General features: G+C 30.3%; 15 protein-coding genes and 1 riboswitch. Of the genes, 5 read left to right on the top strand and 10 right to left on the bottom strand.

The window, feature by feature from the left end:
* Position 1: 1 nt before the first annotated feature.
* From Q0V67_RS01655 to Q0V67_RS01635, 5 genes are all read right to left on the bottom strand, one after another.
* Positions 2 to 1,333: a TrkH family potassium uptake protein gene (locus tag Q0V67_RS01655; protein WP_297596522.1), complete on the bottom strand. Its 1,332-nt coding sequence runs from the start codon at positions 1,331 to 1,333 to the stop codon at positions 2 to 4.
* A gap of 141 nt (positions 1,334 to 1,474) precedes the next feature.
* Positions 1,475 to 2,275 carry a hypothetical protein gene (locus tag Q0V67_RS01650; RefSeq protein ID WP_297596402.1) on the bottom strand — a complete coding sequence of 267 codons (801 nt, stop codon included), beginning with the start codon at positions 2,273 to 2,275 and terminating at the stop codon, positions 1,475 to 1,477.
* A gap of 16 nt (positions 2,276 to 2,291) precedes the next feature.
* A complete protein-coding gene (gene typA / locus Q0V67_RS01645; RefSeq protein WP_297596400.1) occupies positions 2,292 to 4,097 on the bottom strand; it encodes a translational GTPase TypA in 1,806 nt (601 codons plus the stop codon).
* A gap of 23 nt (positions 4,098 to 4,120) precedes the next feature.
* The gene (truB, locus tag Q0V67_RS01640) at positions 4,121 to 4,978 is read right to left on the bottom strand and encodes a tRNA pseudouridine(55) synthase TruB (protein WP_297596398.1); all 858 of its coding nucleotides are present in this window, start codon (positions 4,976 to 4,978) and stop codon (positions 4,121 to 4,123) included.
* 67 nt (positions 4,979 to 5,045) lie between these two features.
* Positions 5,046 to 6,617, bottom strand: a complete 1,572-nt coding sequence (locus tag Q0V67_RS01635; RefSeq protein WP_297596396.1) for a putative glycoside hydrolase — start codon at positions 6,615 to 6,617, stop codon at positions 5,046 to 5,048.
* Between the two features lie 130 nt (positions 6,618 to 6,747).
* Here Q0V67_RS01635 and Q0V67_RS01630 point away from each other — a divergent pair, with 130 nt between their 5' ends.
* The 4 genes from Q0V67_RS01630 to Q0V67_RS01615 are packed head-to-tail and all read left to right on the top strand — an operon-like array spanning position 6,748 to position 11,162.
* Positions 6,748 to 9,525, top strand: coding sequence for a pitrilysin family protein (locus Q0V67_RS01630; RefSeq protein ID WP_297596394.1), 2,778 nt, complete (start codon positions 6,748 to 6,750; stop codon positions 9,523 to 9,525).
* Positions 9,526 to 9,527: 2 nt separating this feature from the next.
* Positions 9,528 to 9,857 (top strand): DUF1904 domain-containing protein, encoded by a 330-nt coding sequence (locus Q0V67_RS01625; protein WP_297596392.1) that lies wholly within the window; start codon positions 9,528 to 9,530, stop codon positions 9,855 to 9,857.
* 5 nt (positions 9,858 to 9,862) lie between these two features.
* Positions 9,863 to 10,381 (top strand): shikimate kinase, encoded by a 519-nt coding sequence (locus Q0V67_RS01620; protein ID WP_297596391.1) that lies wholly within the window; start codon positions 9,863 to 9,865, stop codon positions 10,379 to 10,381.
* Positions 10,382 to 10,391: 10 nt separating this feature from the next.
* A complete protein-coding gene (locus Q0V67_RS01615; protein ID WP_297596390.1) occupies positions 10,392 to 11,162 on the top strand; it encodes an SDR family NAD(P)-dependent oxidoreductase in 771 nt (256 codons plus the stop codon).
* Positions 11,163 to 11,205: 43 nt separating this feature from the next.
* Here the strand turns inward: Q0V67_RS01615 and Q0V67_RS01610 are convergent, their stop codons facing one another.
* From Q0V67_RS01610 to Q0V67_RS01595, 4 genes are all read right to left on the bottom strand, one after another.
* A complete protein-coding gene (locus Q0V67_RS01610; protein ID WP_297596389.1) occupies positions 11,206 to 11,967 on the bottom strand; it encodes a formate/nitrite transporter family protein in 762 nt (253 codons plus the stop codon).
* Between the two features lie 138 nt (positions 11,968 to 12,105).
* Positions 12,106 to 13,341: a branched-chain amino acid transport system II carrier protein gene (gene brnQ, locus Q0V67_RS01605; protein WP_297596388.1), complete on the bottom strand. Its 1,236-nt coding sequence runs from the start codon at positions 13,339 to 13,341 to the stop codon at positions 12,106 to 12,108.
* 161 nt (positions 13,342 to 13,502) lie between these two features.
* The gene (locus Q0V67_RS01600; protein WP_297596386.1) at positions 13,503 to 14,348 is read right to left on the bottom strand and encodes a WYL domain-containing protein; all 846 of its coding nucleotides are present in this window, start codon (positions 14,346 to 14,348) and stop codon (positions 13,503 to 13,505) included.
* Between the two features lie 22 nt (positions 14,349 to 14,370).
* Positions 14,371 to 15,720: a sodium:alanine symporter family protein gene (locus tag Q0V67_RS01595; RefSeq protein WP_297596384.1), complete on the bottom strand. Its 1,350-nt coding sequence runs from the start codon at positions 15,718 to 15,720 to the stop codon at positions 14,371 to 14,373.
* A 302-nt stretch (positions 15,721 to 16,022) separates the two neighbouring features.
* Here Q0V67_RS01595 and brnQ (Q0V67_RS01590) point away from each other — a divergent pair, with 302 nt between their 5' ends.
* Positions 16,023 to 17,279: a branched-chain amino acid transport system II carrier protein gene (gene brnQ / locus Q0V67_RS01590; protein WP_297596383.1), complete on the top strand. Its 1,257-nt coding sequence runs from the start codon at positions 16,023 to 16,025 to the stop codon at positions 17,277 to 17,279.
* Positions 17,280 to 17,313: 34 nt separating this feature from the next.
* Here brnQ (Q0V67_RS01590) and Q0V67_RS01585 read toward each other — a convergent pair whose 3' ends face one another.
* Complete coding sequence (locus Q0V67_RS01585; RefSeq protein ID WP_297596381.1) at positions 17,314 to 18,600, bottom strand: NCS2 family permease; 1,287 nt, start codon at positions 18,598 to 18,600, stop codon at positions 17,314 to 17,316.
* An 86-nt stretch (positions 18,601 to 18,686) separates the two neighbouring features.
* A riboswitch (purine riboswitch) is annotated at positions 18,687 to 18,783 on the bottom strand.
* Positions 18,784 to 18,818 lie beyond the last annotated feature (35 nt).

Genomic DNA, 18,818 nt, shown 5'->3' with positions numbered 1-18,818 from the left:
GTTATCCTACTAAAATATTTTCTTTTGGATATCTTAAACTTTGTTTTATCTTTTTTTCTCCTAAAGCCAGTGCAAAAGTCATAGGACCCAATCTTCCTATAAACATTGTCACTATTATAAGTATCTGCGATAGAGGACTTAAATCAGATGTTACCCCTAAAGATAGCCCCACTGTACCAAATGCTGAAACCACTTCAAACGCTACTTTTTCAAAACTAATTCCATCTTCAATAGTCATCACCAACATAGTTATTATTGATACATAAATTATAGATATCACTAATATTGCCAAAGCTCTATTCAATATATCCCAACTAATACGTCTATTAAAAACATTTATATGTTCTCTTCCTTGAACAACTCCAATAACATAGAGAACTATTACTCCTATTGTAGTTGTCTTTATTCCTCCACCTGTAGATCCCGGCGAAGCTCCAATGAACATTAAAATACAAAACATAAATATTGTTGCTGGCTTCAACGCAACCATAGGAACCGTATTAAATCCTGCAGTCCTAGTTGTCACACTCTGAAAAAATGAAGATAACACCTTATCTATAAAGGTCAAATTTCCAATTGTAGTTGGATTTTTATATTCAAGTAAAAAAAATAAAACCATCCCTATAAAAGTTAAAAACATTGAAACTAGAATTGCTACTTTAGATGTTAAAGTAAATCTTTTAACATCTCTTCTTACAGCCATTAAAACTGAATTGATAACTGAAAAGCCAATTCCACCTAGTATTATTAAATATGCTATTGTCATATTCATCAAAACACTTCCGTGATAATTTTCTAAGTTATTAGAAAACAATGAAAATCCTGCATTACAGAAAGCTGAAATGGAGTGAAAAATTCCAAAATATATAGCTTTTGTAAATTCAAATTCTTTTAAAAATTCTAGAGTTAAAAAAAATGCACCAATAATCTCTATCGACAAGACTATAATCACTATTTTTTTTATAAAATCTACTATTTCTCCACTACTTTCTGCATTTCTTTCCTCTTTTATAAGCTCTCTCTCTTTATAACTCATCTTTTTTCCTATCAACAGAAAGAAAAGAGATGAGAACGTCATAACACCTAATCCACCCAATTGAATGAACAAAAGTAATATTAGCTGCCCTTGAAAAGATAAAACTTTGCTTATATCAATAACAGATAATCCTGTTACACAAATTGCAGAGGTTATTGTAAAAATTGCAGTTAAAAAACTTATGCTTTGTCCTTCTTGTAAAGAGAAAGGCATATATAATAATATCGATCCCAAAACTATCGCCGTAAAAAAAACTAATATTAGTTTACGAGAAAATGATAGTTTTTTTATAGGCATTAAAAGTCTGCTTATCATTCATTCCTCCTATGAAAAAATGCTTTTGAAATTATACCTCATTTTTACCATTTTTTCAAGTTTACTATAATTAATAAGGATAGAATTTAACAATCCTATCCTTATCATCAATAATATTAATTTCTACTTATAGGAAATATAATTAGGATTTACTCCTTTATCTACAAGTGTTCTCAAGATATCACTGTATCCTAATTTTTTTGCTTTTAAATAAACTTCACCTAAAATATTTTCTCCATATATATTTGTTTCCTCAGGATTATATTCACCCTCTAAAAGAATTTTCATAACCTCTCTTGAATTAGCATAATATATTGGATAATTTAATTTCCTATCTTTAAAAAGATATTGCTTTCGATCTCTGCTCAATATCTCTTTTAGAATCTTTTCACTCTCTATATTTACAGCCCAAAATATTGGATACCATTCACTCATATCTACTATATTTAAATTAGCACCATTTTTTATCAATGTTATTGCCAAATTTTCTGGCCTTGCTTTTATAAAAAAGTTTAAAAGAAGCTGCCCATCATCACTGACTTGATTTAAATTAACTTTATCATTAATAAATAAATTCAAAGCATCAATACTATTCACATAAAATATTGGTGGTCTAGATGGTATTATAATATTTGTTCCCATAATTTTTTTAGCCGGTAAACTTTTATTTCTATCAGCACCATTAGCTAATAAACTAGAAATCACTTGAAGAGAATCCTCTTTTAAGGCTAAACTTAAAAGAGTATCTCCACTTTTTAATTGTTGATCTATGTTAAAACCATTTTTTATTGCCCTATTTAAAATATATACATTATCCACAACAACAGCTGCGACTACTTCATCTTCTGTATATAATCTTCTATTTCCATTACTACAACCAAGTAAAGTTAACAACACAATAATACTAAGTAATAATCTCTTCATAGACTACCTCATATTTTTATTTTGAGTTTCTTCTTCTATCACTATCTTTTAAGAATTTTTTTCTTAATCTAATATTTATTGGAGTGATTTCTACTAACTCATCATCAGCTATATAATCTAATGCTTGCTCTAAAGTAAATTTCTTTGGAGTTGCTAATTTTATACAGTCGTCACTTCCTGAAGCTCTCATATTTGTTAATTTTTTAGCCTTACATACGTTTACAACTAAATCATTATCTCTATTGTGCTCTCCAACCAGCATTCCTTCATAAACTGCTACTCCTGGATCCATAAATAAAATTCCTCTATCCTGTAATCCACCTAGTGCATAACCTACAGTTGAACCTTGCTCTAAAGATATTAAAACTCCTTTTGGTCTTGTTGGAATTGGACCTTTATATAACTCGAAATCATAGAATGAATGGTTTAATATACCAGTTCCTTTCGTATCAGTTAGGAATTCATTTCTGAAACCTATAAGTCCTCTTGCAGGAACTTTAAATTCAAGTCTAGTATATCCATCAGTACCAGGATTCATTGTTACCATTTCTCCCTTTCTGATTCCCATTTTCTCGATAACTACTCCTACAAACGCCTCATCAACGTCAACCATTGCTAATTCAATTGGTTCGTATTTTTCTCCATCAATATCTTTTAAAAGAACTCTTGGTTTTGAAACTTGAATCTCATAACCTTCTCTTCTCATGTTTTCTAACAGTATTGAAAGTTGAAGTTCTCCTCTTCCTTTAACTACAAATGCATCCGCATTTTCTGTAGCTTCTACTCTCATACTTACATTTGTTTGTAACTCTTTTTGTAATCTATCCCAAATGTTTCTAGATGTAACAAACTTTCCTTCTTTTCCTGCGAAAGGTGAGTCATTTACCATGAATGTCATAGCAAGTGTTGGCTCATCTATATCTATAACTGGAAGTGCAATTGGTTCTATGTTATCAGCGATTGTTTCTCCGATATCTATGTTGTCTAATCCTGCTACAGATAGTATATCTCCTGAGAAAGCTTCTTGAATTTCTACTCTTTTTAATCCTTCATAACCATAAAGAACTGAAACTTTTCCTTTTACTTGCTTTCCATCTCTTTTTATTAAGATTACTTCTTGGTTTCTTTTTAAAGTTCCATTATATAATCTTCCAACAGCTAGTTTTCCAACATAGTTGTCATACTCAATATTTGTTATTAAGAATTGAGTTGGCTTGTCGTTATCCCCTTCTGGGTCTTCTACATGCTCTAATACAGTTTCAAATAATGGTATCATGTTCTCACTCTTATCTGATAACTCTTTCTTAGCAAATCCTGCTTTTCCAGAAGCGTATACTACTGGGAACTCAAGTTGTAAATCATTAGCATTCAGTTCAATAAATAGGTCATATACCATATATAAAACCTCTTCAGGTCTAGCATTTGGTCTATCAACTTTATTTACAACAACTATCGGTCTATGACCTTGCTCTAAAGCTTTCTTTAATACATATTTTGTTTGAGGCATTGGTCCCTCAAATGCATCAACTAGTAAAACAACACAGTCAACCATTTTCATGATTCTTTGAACCTCTCCTCCGAAGTCAGCATGGCCTGGAGTATCTACAATGTTTATTTTGTAATCTTTATATTTTACTGATGCATTCTTAGAGAATATAGTGATTCCTCTCTCTTTTTCAATATCATTTGAATCCATAACTCTTTCAGAAACTTTCTCAAGTTCGTGAGCTCCGAAAACTCCTGATTGTCTTAACAGACAGTCAACCAATGTTGTTTTTCCATGGTCAACGTGGGCAATAATTGCAATGTTTTTAATTTTCATATTTTTTCCTCTCTATTAAATAATTAATAATACTTATATCCTTTTAATAACCCTTTTGTAACTTCACCTAAGCCTATAAATTCACCATTAGAATAAACTCTGTACTTTCCATCATCTAATAGTTTTTTACATCTCTGTCCATTAACAAATAGTTTTAAATCCTGTTCATCTTCAATTTCTGTTTTTGAAAATTGAAAATAATTTTCAACTGATATTAAGAAACTCATATCTCCATTTAAAGTTAACTCTTCGATCTGTTCTAAAGTGAATGACCTATCTAAACTTTCCTCTCCTACTCTAGTTCTTCTAAGCCCTGTCATAGTTGCAAATGTTTTTAATTTTTCACCTAAATCGAATATTAAACTTCTTATATACGTCCCTTTAGAAACTTGACAATCAATTTTAGCAATTTTTCCATCAAATTCTAAAGTTTTTAAAGCTGTTATCCTAACATCTCTAGCTTTTCTTTCAATCTCTATTCCCTCTCTAGCAAGCTCATAGAGTTTTTTTCCATCAACTTTTATCGCAGAATACATTGGTGGAACTTGTTTTATATCACCTTTAAATGTTTCCAAAGTTTTTTCAAACTCATCCTGAGATATATCAAATTCATCTACTTTTTCTAAAACTTTACCCTCTATATCGTAAGTGTCTGTTCTAAATCCCAGCTCTAAATCTGCAACATACTCTTTTTCATACCCCTCTATATCCTGTGCCAATTTAGTGGCTTTCCCTACACAGATTATCAATATACCTGTTGCCAGTGGATCTAAAGTTCCTGTATGTCCTATTCTTCTCTCTTTTAAAGTTCTTCTTAAAACCCTTATTACATCAAAGGAGGTGATGCCTTTTGGTTTGTCTACAACAATTATTCCTTCCAATTCCGATTCCTCCATTTAGTTCAAATGACATTATATCATACACTATACTTTTTTTAAACATTTTTTTTTATTTAGCTGTGATCTTATAATTATTACTTGGACTCCAAAGTAAATATTCTTTTACTCCCAAATCATTCATAGCTTTTATTTGCTCTCTAATCTCTTTTTCATTATAATTTATATGACCTTTTACCCACGTAGCTGTAAACGCTTGGATCCAAGGTCTTATTACAGATGGATTAGTTATATTCTCATTTCTATTAACTGAATCTTTTACCGAATGATATATTATTTTATAAGGTTGTGCATCTGGAATAGCTACTCCATAAGCTCCATTTCCATAGTGGCTCGGATACATCATTGGAGAGATATAGTCCACAACTTGACTCACAGTTTCCCAGTGTTGTCCTAGTCCCATATCGTCATTAAATGTCCCTACTTGTCCATATACATCTGCGCTTGTATAAACATTTAAAGGTGTTAATCGTTCTTTTGCATATTTTAAATATTTCTGGATAGTTTCAGGTTTAGACTCATTTTTGGTATTTCTATAATTTAACTTAGAATCCAGTTTTCCACCATTTGATGCTGGAAATCTCACATAGTCAAACTGTATTTCATTGAAACCAACTTTTGCTGCCTCTTCTGCTACTGTTAAATTATAATCCCACAAATTCCTATCATGTGCTGATACCCAAATAATCCCATCACTGTTCGTATAAGGTTTTCCTGTATCTCTTGACACAATCACTTTATCGGGATTTGATTTTGCATATGTCGGATCTTTAAACGATACTATTCTTGCTATTGTATATATGTTATTATCTTTCATTTTTTTCATAAAAACATTTATATCTTTTATTGGATAATTTTTCTTTAGTGGTATTCCAAATTTTTTAGGAGCTTCCATTTCAAAAGAAAGAACACCGTTATCATCTTTTATATCTATTACAAAAGCATTTATTTCTGTATCATTAGCTAATTTGATAAGTCTTTCTAATTTTTTTTCACTTCCTATTGTATAAATATTTAAATAGACACCCTTTACTTCTACTCTTGGATTATTTTCAAAATTGTTTATAGAATAATTTGTATCAAAATCTAAATTTTTCCAATTTGGAATCAAAGTTTCATTTAATTTATCTGCTAGTTCAATTTTACTGATCCATCCAACTTTATTTTTCAAATCTTTTTTATATTTTATTTTTAAAACCGATTTGATTTTTCCATCTTTCTCTAAATCTAAAACTTCTAAAACTTCTACTCTTGTACCTTTTTTTAATGTATCTATTTTATTTTTTTGAAAACTATCACCATATACAAAAATTGTTTGATTTTTTATAAATTTATACTGACTTATGGAATTAGTCTCTGACTTTGTTTCTATCGTTGGTACAGATTCTATGTATTTTTCCTCTTTTTTTATTTCTACACTAACATCTTGAGGTTTTTTTTTTATCTCTTCAAGATTCAATCCATTTTTAGATAAAACATCTACTTTTATTTCGTCTACTACCATTTCTGGTTTAGCTTGCTCTTTTTTGAAAACCAATCTTTTTACTCCACAAGAAATTGTAAAGATAAAAACTGTTAACAAAATAATAAATCTAAAAAATTTTCTTTTGTCTTTGACTCTCACTATAACCTCCAGTTATTATTTATTCAATATATTCTATCAATTTTATTCAAAAAAATCTACTAAATAATCCTTGTTAATGACATCTATAAAATGGTACTATCTATTCATAATTCACTAAAAGGAGGAAGCAATGAAAAAAAAATATTTATTTTCTGTATTTTTATTTTTAATTCTTAAAACTTTAATTTTTACTCAAGAAACCATCGACTTTAGTAACTCAAAAAATCTTGTTAGTGGCGAACTTAAAAATGGGTTAAAATACTACCTATTCAAAAATAAAAAACCTGAAAATAGAGCATCTTTAAACCTAGTGGTGAATGCCGGTTCTCTTCTAGAGAGTAATGAACAACAAGGTTTAGCCCATTTTTTAGAACATATGGCTTTTAATGGAACTACAAAATATAAAAAAAATGATTTAGTTAAATATTTACAATCTCTTGGACTTAGCTTTGGTGGAGATTTAAATGCTTATACAAGCTTTTCTGAAACAGTTTATGAGCTCCAAGTTCCTACAAATGAAAACGACTTAAAAATAGGTCTTGAAGTTTTAAAAGAGTGGTCTTCTGAAATAACTCTTGATCCTAAAGATATTGAAACAGAAAAAAATATTATCATAGAGGAATGGAGATTACGACAAGGTATCAATCAGAGAGTAGGCGACTTACAAAAACAAATTTTATATGGAAACTCTTGGTACTCTAAACGTTTTCCAATCGGGTTTCCCGAGACTATAAAAAATGCTGATTTTGAAAAGTTAGAAAATTATTATAAAAAATGGTATCAACCTAAAAATATGGCGATTATTGCCGTTGGGGATTTTGATGTGAAAAAAACTGAAGAATTAATTATTGAAAATTTTTCATCATTAACAAATACCGACTTCACCTCACCTAAAGAGTTTAAAATAGATTTATCCACTAAAGATAGTGTGACGATTTTTACAGATCCTGAGTTGACAACAACCAATTTCAATATTATGTGGAAGGAAAATATTTCTCCTTTAAATAATAGTTTATCTTATAAAAACTATTTAGCTAAACTAATTTTAAACTCAATACTGAATACTAGATTCTCAATATTATCAAAAACTAAAGATGCTCCATTTATATACTCTTCTATTTATAATTTTCCTTTAAACAAAGAGACTGGGATCTATGCAATCTCCTCTCTCGTTAAAGAAAATAGTTTAGATATATCTATCACTGATATTATTAATAATATCAAATCTATATCTCTTTACGGAGTGTCAGCAGATGAGTTAAATAATGAAAAACTAAATTTAATAAACAATTTAAAAACTCTTGTAAATAATAAAGATAGCATTACCAATGATATATATGCTCAATCCATACGAGATTTCATCTTAAAAGATAGCTCTTTTATTGAAAGTGATGAAGAGTTAATACTTACAGAAACATATCTAAAAGATATCTCTTCAGATTCTCTCAAAGATCTCTGCACTCGTATTTTACAGAGTAACTATGATATTTTGATTACCTCTAGAGACAATCTTAAAAGTTCTTTACCAACTGAACAAAATATATTTGAATTGGTAAATAAACTCATTAATCAAAGTAACATAAATATATCAAATAACAATTTCACTCCAAAATTAGAACCTTTGGACTTAATACCAGGTTCTAGTAAACTTATTTTATCCACAGATAATTATAAAGAATTTTTACTTTCTAATGGAATGAAAGTTCTCTACAAAAATACAGATTTTGACAGAGATAAGATTTTTATTAAACTTACCAAGCTTGGTGGAAGTTCTAATTTAAACCAAAAAGAATATATCAACGCTCTATTTTTACCAAGCATCTTAAACGATTCTGGTTTAGGTAACATTGACTATAAATCTTTAGAGATTTATTTCAAAGGTAAAAATTTCAGTGTTTCTCCATTTATTGACGACTATACACAAGGTTTTATTATCTCAACCAACAAAGAAAATCTTTTTGAATCTTTAAATTATTTTAGAACTCTTATCTCTAATCCTATTATTGATGAGGATATCCTGAGTTCTACATTGACATCAAATGTTGAACTTATTAAAAACCGAGATTTCTCTCCTAAATCTGTTTTCAAAAAAAATCTTCTATCAACTTTAAATTCGAATCACCCTAGAAGAAAAATGCTTGAACTAGAAGATTTAGACGTCGTTTCTAAACAAAATCTAACCACTGTTTTCAATAAAATTTTTACAAATTTTAAAGATTACAAAGCTACTATCACTGGTTCTATAAACGAAGATGAATTGGTTAAAGTTTTAGATATGTACCTTGCCAATCTTCCTACTCAAAATGAGTATATCGAGGCAAAAAACCTAAAAGTCGTTTATCCTAAAGATAATGTTAAAAAAAGTATCGTTCAAGGTATTGATAAAAAATCTACTGTTGTTTTAACATTTCCATACCATGGTGAATTTTCTTTAGAAAACCGTCTTCTTTATGGTGCTTTTTCCAATCTTTTAAACATTCTCTTGATTGAAGACGTCAGAGAAAAGATAGGTGGTGTTTATTCAATCTCATCCCGTTCTGAGTTAGAAAAACTAAATTTTGGAGAAAACTATCTTCAAATAGCATTTAGTACAGATACTAAAAGAACTGATGAGGTTATCAACAAAGTAAAAGAGGTTGTCAGTAATATCCAAAATGGTAACTTCCCCAAAAATAAAATTACTGATGTTCAAAAAAACTATGAACTTAACTATGAAACAGCAATAAAGACAAATTCTTTTTGGAATAATTTTTTAGAGAAAAAAAATTTAATAACAGACTATGAATTTTACACTCCTATGAGGTATAATAGTATTGTAAATTATAATTCTATTGTTAATTTTTCCAATAGAGCAATCAATAAAAATAACTGCATTGAGGTAGTTCTTCTACCTGAGAAGGAGGATTGATTATGCCACATTTAAAATTTAGAGGTATAGACAAAAAAGTTCTTATTGCAAACAGCAAGGAACTAATAGACGGATTAACTGAAATTATAAAATGCGATCGGACTTGGTTCACTGTTGAGCACATTGAAACTGAATATATATTCGATGGAGAAATTGTTTCAGGATATATTTTTGTTGATGTTGCTTGGTTTGATAGAGGTCAAGAGACAAAAGATCTCGCCGCAAAATTCATTACAAATTTTTGTAAAAAATTAAAACATAATAATGATACCACTGTTATCTTCTATCCCCTAGAAGGTTCTAACTATTATGACAATGGCGAGCATTTCTAAGATTTATGAAGGATAACATTGCTTTAATAGGCTTCATGGGCAGCGGTAAAACTACCGTTGGACGTATACTGGCTCGAAGCTTAGACATGAAATTTATAGATATTGACAGATGCATATCTATTCGTGAAAAAAAGACTATACCTGAAATTTTTGAAGAATTTGGTGAGAAGTATTTTAGAGATTTAGAAAGAGAGATCATAGAAGAAGAATCAAATGATAATAACATAGTAATTTCCACTGGTGGTGGAGCTATAATTGATAATGTTAATATAAAAAATTTAAAACAATCTTCTTTTGTTGTTTTCTTGGATTGTGATATCGAAACTATTTATGAAAGAGTTCGACGGAGCAAAAATAGACCTCTTTTAAACAACTCCGAAAATTTATTTGAAAAAATTAAGGATCTTCACGAGAAACGTCAAACCTTATATAAAATTTCTGCTGATTTTTCAATAGAAATAACTTCAGAAACAAATCTTTATGACAGTGTTGAAAAAATTAAAAACGCTTATATCCTAAGCTAAGGGGGTTTCTATGAACAAACTATATGGAAAAACTGTTTTAATTACAGGTGCTACAAAAGGAATTGGAAGAAGTTGTGCTTTAGCTTATGCTGAAAAGGGTGCAAACCTTATTCTTACAGCTAGGAGTTCTGATTTATTAGATTCTTTAAAAGAAGAACTAATGAGAAAGTATGGAATTAAAGTTTATACACTTACTATGGATGTTCGTATCAGTAAGGATGTGGAAGAAAAAATAAACTCTCTTCCTGAATCTTTTAAAAAAATTGATATCCTTATCAATAATGCGGGGTTAGCTCTTGGATTAGACAAAGTCTATCTAACATCTCCCACAGATATTGACACTGTTGTAGACACTAACGTAAAGGGAATGTTATACGTTACTAGCGCTGTTGTTCCTCTTATGCTAAAGCATAAAAGTGGACATATCATTAATATCGGTTCGATTGCTGGAGATTCAGCCTATGCTGGAGGAGCGGTTTATTGTGCCACTAAAGCAGCTGTCAAATCATTCTCGGACGGTCTAAGAATTGATTTAGTTGATACAAATATTAAAGTTACTAATATTAAGCCTGGTCTTGTTGAAACTGAATTTAGTAAGGTGAGATTTAAAGGAGATGTTGAAAAGGCCTCAAACCCTTATAAAGGTATTGACCCTTTAACTCCCGACGATGTCGCTGATGTTATAATTTATACTACTGCTCTTCCTGAAAATGTTCAGTTATCAGAAATTACAATCACACCAAATCATCAAGCCGATGGTAGAACAGTTCATAGAAAATAAAAAATAGAGGGAATCCCTTATGGGCTTCCCTCTATTATAATTATTAATCGTTCATATATAATTTTTTATAAATTAACGGTAAAAATAAAGCTCCCGATAAAAAGTTTCCAATTGTTACTGCCAAGAAATGTACTCCCATTCCTCCAAAGCTGTATGCACTAGTCATCAATATTTTACCTATACTTAAATAATACATATTTGCAACCACGTGCTGGAATCCTCCAAGAATAAATAACATAATTGGAAACCAAATAGCTAATATTTTTCCAGCTAAATCTTTAGATGCCAATGCAAACCAAACTCCTATTGCAACCAATACATTACATAAAAATCCACTAGCTATAGCTTCTATAAAACCTAAATGAACCTTATGTTGCGCAACTCCAACAACATAATTTGAAAATTCAATCGACGAATAACTTCCACCTAAATAAGTTACATATGCAATAAATACTGATCCAATAAGATTCCCAATCCAAACAGCACATAAATTTTTTATGTACGTTACTTTTTCTACTTTACCTTTTGTGAATGCTAAAAGTCCTAAACAGTCTCCAGTAAATAATGATCCTCCAACTAAAACAACAAGCATCAGCCCTGTTGGAAAAACACAAGCACCAACAAACTTTCCTGCTCCTCCACCTATTGTAAAATTAGCAATCAAATTCCCCAAAGCAGATAACGCAATGTAAACTCCTCCCATAAGTCCTAGTAACATTGTTTTTGTAAAAGAGTAATGCCCTTTGTTTTCTCCTAATAGAAGAACTTGTTCCGTTGTTTCTTTGTTTGTTAAATAAACCTTCACTTTTTTCCTCCTAATTTCTTTTCATACAGTTTGGAATTATACACCCTTTACCTATTTTTTTCAAGCAAATAATGAAAAAACCCAGCCTTTTCTCAAGCTGAGTTCCATTTCAATATATTAAGTATATATTAACTTATTCTATTCTTTATTTTTTATAAGCTTACCTATCCCATAAGCTACTAAAGCTGGAATCAACCATGCAAAGCCTACGTTTGAAAGAGGTATAATTGATAAATTTACTTTTAAAACTTCGGCACCACTTACTAGTAATGTAACTAAAGTAACCAATTTAAAACAATTTTTATTTTCAATTCCAAAAATATTTAAAACAATCAACACAATTGTAACTGGATACAATACAACTAAAACTGGAACAGCTAAACTTATTATATAATCTAATCCCGCTACTGCCAATACAGAAGAAAACACACACGTCACTAATGCCACCATTTTATAAGAAACATTTAATAGTTTTGCAAACCAATCACTCACTAAAGCTGTTAATCCTACAGATGTAGTTAGACATGCCGCTGCAACACAAACTCCAAATGCTATTTTTCCAGAACTTCCTAGTGTCAATTCTGCCAGTGTCAATGCTGTTTGAGCTGTTGATAAATTCTCCATTCCACTTATTTGAGATCCTAAGTAAATCAAACTGAAGTATATCAGTCCCAATCCAACTGCCGCTATCATACCAGAACCTGTTAAGAAACTTTTTTGTTCTCTAGAGTCCGTTATTCCTTTCGATTCCAATCCCTTTACAATTATAACACCAAATAAAACTGATGCTAAAGCATCCATAGTTTGATAACCATTAATAAACCCATAAGAGAATTGACTTCCCTCTACTTTACTCGCAACCGCTATTCCGATAGGATTCAACAATCCAATAAATGTTATCAATGCTAATATTACTAAAATAATTGGTGTCAAAAATTTACCCAGTATATCTGTTACTTTTGATTCATTTAAAACTAAAAAAAGTGTAATTCCAAAAAATATAATTGAAGTTACTATCGCTATCAATTTAGGGTCACCATTTATCAATGGTAACACTCCCATCTCAAATGTAGTAGATCCTGTTCTTGGAATAGCAAACAGTGGTCCTATAACCAAGATTAAAGTTGTCAAATATATTGTGTTAAATTTAGATGACACCTTATTTGCGAACTCATCTAAACTTCCAACTTTTGTGAATGCAAGTATTCCCAACAAAGGCAAGCCAACTCCTGTTAAAAAAAACCCTACCCCAGCCACAAGCCAACTTGTCCCAACTGATACTCCCAATGATGGTGGGAACAATAGGTTTCCAGCTCCAAAAAACATTGAGAATAATGCTAATCCCAAAATTAAGACCTCTTTTTTCTTATTCATAACTTCCTCCCCTAATTAAAATAAATTTTATAAAAAAAGCAATCTAGGTTTTAGATTGCTTTAATAAACTTTTCCCAATAGTCGATTATTTTGAATTTAAATTTTTATAATACTAACACTTTTTTTTTATTTTTTCAAGTTTTAATTATTTAATTTTCATTTTAATCTACATATATGTTATAAGCTTCTAAAAAAGAGAGTTTCATTTCATCTTTAAGTCTTTGTGGTTCTAATATTTTTGCCTCTTTTAAAAATGATGAAAAATAAACCTTTGCGTTTTCTAAAGTCATTTCAAAAAAATAAACATCCTCTTCTTTCTTTAAAAGTTTAGGCTTATAGTTTGTTAAACTCTTCAACATGCTCTCACCCACTGGGGTAAAAATAGCTTTCACCAATATTCTCTCTCCTAAAAATGGATCGAAGTTTTTTCTTATCCCATCTATATATTTTTTGTCTCTCACTAATATTTTTTCATTTAATACTCCCAAAAGATTTACATCCTTTAACTTTATACTTCTGTATTTTTTATTCTCATCATCATACGCAAATATAAAATTTTCATCCCCTTGGTCCTCTCTTTTAATGAAATATGGAGATAATGTCAAAATATCCCCTAGACAATCCACTTTTACCTTAACTTTATTTTGTATAGCATCTAACAATAATTTATATGTTTCTTGAAATATAAAAATCTCTCGTTGATATTTAAACTGAGATGAATACACTTCAAATAACCCTCTAAAAAATTCAGCTTCTACTTCAACTCTATTCTCTCTCAATATATCATAGTAAATACCTTTATTTAAAACGTTTAAATCAAACTGGATAACTTTTTTCAATGGTCGTCCTTGAGGTTCAATAAATCTATCTATATCAAACTTCTTACTATATTTAAATTTATCTAAAATAAAGTTACATAATTTATTGTTATTTATACCAAACTCTTCCGAATCTTTTTTTAAAAGTCTCCAAATATCTTCTGAAACAGTAACTCTTATTTTCTTCATTTTCCCCCCACAATACCTTCTATTATGGGTTTATTTTAGCATATCCTTTTATTTTTTGCTCATATTTTTCTAGATATTCTACAGCTTCATTGATCAAAGGACAAATTGCCCCTATATTTATGATTGTCATAATTCCTAATCCAAAGTCTGCCAAAGACCATACGAAGAAGTTTTGTTCTATTCCACCAACATAGACCATACCAACCACAAGGAGCTGATAGCATATATTTAATTTAGAACTTTCATTTATATATTGAAGTGCATTTCTTCCATAAAATGTTACACCTAGTATTGTGCTAAAAGAAAAGAAAAATAGTGTCACAACAGTAAATGGAATTCCAATCCAACCAATATGTGATCTTAAAGCTTCTTGAAAAAGAACCATCCCATTTAAACCTTCAATTGCTGTTGAGTCTGCTAACAATATAACAAAAGCTGTCGCACTACAAATTATCAACGTATCCACAAAAACACTTAACGATTGAACCATACCTTGTTTTACAGGCTCATCTACATCAGCCAGTGCTGCAGCATAGTTTCCATTTCCACTTCCAGCCTCATTCGAAAACAACCCCCTTCTAACTCCTTGCATTATAACCCCACCTAAAGCTCCACCAGCAACTTGATCAATCCCAAATGCTGCTGAGAATATTTTTCCAAACATTGCTGGAATTCCTGTTAAATTTGTTAAAATCACATATAGTACAACTGCTAAATATAAAAATGCCATCATTGGAACTATCTTATTTAATGCTGTTACAATTTTATCTTTTTTACTTTTCCCAAATATTGTTATTGCAACTATTAAGGCTAAAATAATAGCTATCAATTTAGGATTAACTCCATACGCTCCAGAGACAGACTCTGTGACTGAATTAGACATCACCTGAATAACCCCTATATAGCATATTATTGATGCTCCTGCATAAATACTCCCCAACCATTTTTTTCCTAGTCTATTTTTTATAATCCAAGGTGTTCCACCACGATAATTTCCATCCTTATCTTTTTCTCTATGAACAACTGCTAAAATTGATTCTAGAAATGCTGTAGAAGCTCCTAATAACGCAACTAACCACATCCAAAACAAAGCTCCAGCTCCTCCTATTGAAATTGCTGCTACAACTCCCGCAATATTTCCAGCACCTACTCTACATGCAGTTCCAAGATAAAAAGCTTCCAGCGAACTTATTTTTTCGCCTTTTGTACTTTCTCCCTTTAAAGTTTTAACTATATCTCCAAATAATCTAACTTGCATAAATTTTGTTTTATAAGTTGCATAAACTGCTATTCCTATTAACATTACCACCAATATATTTTTACCCCATAACAAATTATTTGTTGAATCGATCAATGTTCTTATCATCTCCATATTTTCCACCTCTTCTATATTTTAATTTTATATATGAATAATAACATCTTCTTTTTTTATTTTGTAGATAACAATTTTTTTATTTTTTTGTTCGTATTTTCATTATCATAACCCACTGATTTTAAAGGGTTTTACTCATTTCAAAAACTTTTATTTGTTCTAAGTACCATTTTATAAGTACAAAGATACCTTTTTTTCAATATTTTATTCTTGCTTTTTGTTTTTTTTCTTGGTACAATCATTCTAATAATTTAATAAGTTTTAAACTTTATATATTTTTCTTACTTTACTAGGAGGTTTTAATGAATAGAAAAAAAGAGGTTTTAGTTTTAGGTTTTGCTTTATTTTCAATGTTTTTCGGTGCAGGAAATTTATTATTCCCACCTTCTGTTGGTATTGCAGTTGGTGAAAATTGGTTTCAAGCTGGTCTAGGTTTTTTTCTAACAGGTATCGGATTACCATTACTAGGAATTCTTGCTTTTACAAAAGTTGGAAGTTTAGATGAGTTTGCAAACAAAGTTTCTAATAAATTCAATATATTGTATTCTACAATTTTAATTTTAGTTATTGGTCCATTGTTTGCTATTCCAAGAACAGGATCTACTACGTTTGAAATGGGTATTTTACCTCTATTTCCAAATTTCAATCCATTAGTTTTAGCTACTCTTACTTCAGCTGTATTCTTTGGATTAACATTATTTTTAGTTTTAAATAAATCTAGTATCACAGATATTTTAGGTAAATTTTTAACTCCTATAATTCTATCTATACTTCTACTTATAACAATTTTAGGTATCAGTAAAGATTTAGGAACTCCAGTTAGTTCAACTGTCTTAGGAAATCAATTCTCTTATGGTTTTATTAGTGGATATCAGACTATGGATGCCTTAGCTTCTGTTTTATTTGGCGTTATTATTATAAAAGGACTTGAAGGGAAGGGGATTGTAAATCCAAAGGATCAAAAATTCTTCTTAAGTAATGCTGGATTTATAGCAGCTATCGGACTTGGTTTTATCTACCTTAGCCTTATATATCTTGGTGCTCAAATTAGTAGCTTAAAAGGTCTTAGTACAGCTCAAACAACACTAACTTTAGCACAACTTACTTTAGGTAATATCGGAAAGGTAGCTTTTGGAATATGTGTTGCAGCTGCATGTTTAACTACCTCTGTAGGTTTAGTTGCACTGGCTAGTGAATGGTTTTCTAAACTTATCAATATATCTTATAAAAGTTTAGCAATAATTATTTGTTTGTTTTCAGCACTACTTTCTGTTGCAGGCCTAGATTACATTATTGCTTTATCTGTTCCTGTGCTTGTTATCTTGTATCCTGTTACTATTGTTTTAATATTACTTAATGTTTTTGGGGTTAAAAACCATCTAAGTTTTAAGCTTGTTGTTGCTGTAACCTTAACCATTAGTATTGTAGAAATATGTGGATTTAATCTTTCGTTTATACCTTTTTCTAAGGAGGGATTTAGCTGGATTATTCCTGCTATAGTTGCTTTTATTTTAAGTTCAATATTAAAAGAATATGTCCCTATCAATAAAAACATCTAATAAAAAATGGGTCCTCTGGCAGAGAACCCATTTTTTATTTAAACATTAACTCTATTATAGAGAAAAATCCGATTGCCCACATTATAGGCTTTATCTCTTTTATCTTTCCATTAAACAGTGATACTAATATGTAGGATACAAATCCAAAAGCAATCCCTATCGAAATGCTATATGTCAATGGCATCATTATTATTATTAAAAAACAAGGTATAGCAACTTCTATTTTATGAAAATTTATATCTAATAAATTTTTAAACATATATACACCTACTAAAATTAGTGCTGGGGCTGTTGCAAATGCTGGCACAACTCCTATTATAGGTGAAAAAAATAGTGAAACTATAAATAAAAGGGCTGTTGTTAAAGCTGTTAATCCTGTTCTTCCTCCCACTGCTATTCCAGATGCTGATTCTACAAACGTTGTTGTTGTTGAAGTTCCTAAAAGAGATCCAACTACTGTAGCTATCGCATCCGCTTCTAAAATTTTGCTTACATTTTTTATTTTCCCTTTTTCATCAATCATCTCAGCTTCATGAGCACAAGCCATTATTGTTCCTAAAGAATCAAATAAATCCACAAACATAAAAGAAAATATTGACCCTAAAAAAATTGGCTGAATTGCTCCTATTATGTCTAATTTAAAAGCTATTGGGGCTATACTCGGTGGCATTGAAATTACACTTGTAGGCAATTCGACTGCTCCAAATACTATCCCTAATACCGTTGTTATAACTATCCCAATTAATATTCCACCTTTTATATTTTTCATCTCCAATAAGCCCATTATGGCAAATCCTACCAACCCTAAAATAACATTTATATTAAATTTTCCAAGTCCCACCACTGTTGCGGGGTTACTAACTATTAATCCCATTCCTTGCATCCCTATAAAAGCTATAAACAATCCAATTCCTGCTCCCACAGCAAGTCTTAACTCTGACGGTATTGCATCAATTATTTTTTCTCGTAACCCTGAAAAAGTAAGCGCTAAGAAGATTATTCCAGATATAAAGACCACTCCTAAAGCTTGTTGCCAAGTAGCTCCATTTCCCAGTACTAATGTAAATGTAAAGAAAGCGTTTAATCCCATTCCTGGGGCCATTGCTAGTGGAGCATTTACCCAAAGTGCAGTTATTCCCGTTCCGATAGCAGATGCTAAACAAGTTACGGTTATCAATGCTCCTTTATCCATTCCTGTCATAGATAAAATTGAAGGATTTACAAAAATTATGTATGCCATAGTTAAAAATGTTGTCACCCCTGCTATAACTTCTTGCTTTACCGTTGTTCCATGCTGTTTTAATTGAAACAATCTCTCCATTTTTTCCTCCTAAATTTATTTTAATTTTTATCTGTATCAGTAAAAATAAAAAAGGCCTGTCATATACAGGCCACAAAAAGCCTAAACAAAGTTAAGCTACGACCCATAGAGAGCTATTTACGGTAGCTCGTAGAAACTCTCCACCAATTTGGAGTATATATGGCTTTTTTATTTATCTCTTTATTTTAATATTAGTTTATTTACACATATTTTGTCAA

Origin of the sequence: uncultured Cetobacterium sp., assembly GCF_947072685.1 — a bacterium.
Taxonomy (GTDB): Bacteria; Fusobacteriota; Fusobacteriia; order Fusobacteriales; family Fusobacteriaceae; genus Cetobacterium_A.
The sequence above is the reverse complement of the archived record's forward strand: the minus strand, read 5'-3'. Positions and strand labels throughout refer to the sequence as shown.

What these genes read in the sequence shown, in the direction of transcription:
- Q0V67_RS01655 (WP_297596522.1), bottom strand. Translation starts at nt 1,333, where the DNA reads ATGCCTATAAAAAAACTATCATTTTCTCGTAAACTAATATTAGTTTTT.
- typA (WP_297596400.1), bottom strand. Translation starts at nt 4,097, where the DNA reads ATGAAAATTAAAAACATTGCAATTATTGCCCACGTTGACCATGGAAAA.
- Q0V67_RS01630 (WP_297596394.1), top strand. Translation starts at nt 6,748, where the DNA reads ATGAAAAAAAAATATTTATTTTCTGTATTTTTATTTTTAATTCTTAAA.
- Q0V67_RS01585 (WP_297596381.1), bottom strand. Translation starts at nt 18,600, where the DNA reads ATGGAGAGATTGTTTCAATTAAAACAGCATGGAACAACGGTAAAGCAA.
- brnQ (WP_297596388.1), bottom strand. Translation starts at nt 13,341, where the DNA reads ATGAATAAGAAAAAAGAGGTCTTAATTTTGGGATTAGCATTATTCTCA.
- Q0V67_RS01625 (WP_297596392.1), top strand. Translation starts at nt 9,528, where the DNA reads ATGCCACATTTAAAATTTAGAGGTATAGACAAAAAAGTTCTTATTGCA.
- Q0V67_RS01595 (WP_297596384.1), bottom strand. Translation starts at nt 15,720, where the DNA reads ATGGAGATGATAAGAACATTGATCGATTCAACAAATAATTTGTTATGG.
- Q0V67_RS01615 (WP_297596390.1), top strand. Translation starts at nt 10,392, where the DNA reads ATGAACAAACTATATGGAAAAACTGTTTTAATTACAGGTGCTACAAAA.
- brnQ (WP_297596383.1), top strand. Translation starts at nt 16,023, where the DNA reads ATGAATAGAAAAAAAGAGGTTTTAGTTTTAGGTTTTGCTTTATTTTCA.
- Q0V67_RS01600 (WP_297596386.1), bottom strand. Translation starts at nt 14,348, where the DNA reads ATGAAGAAAATAAGAGTTACTGTTTCAGAAGATATTTGGAGACTTTTA.
- Q0V67_RS01620 (WP_297596391.1), top strand. Translation starts at nt 9,863, where the DNA reads ATGAAGGATAACATTGCTTTAATAGGCTTCATGGGCAGCGGTAAAACT.
- Q0V67_RS01650 (WP_297596402.1), bottom strand. Translation starts at nt 2,275, where the DNA reads ATGAAGAGATTATTACTTAGTATTATTGTGTTGTTAACTTTACTTGGT.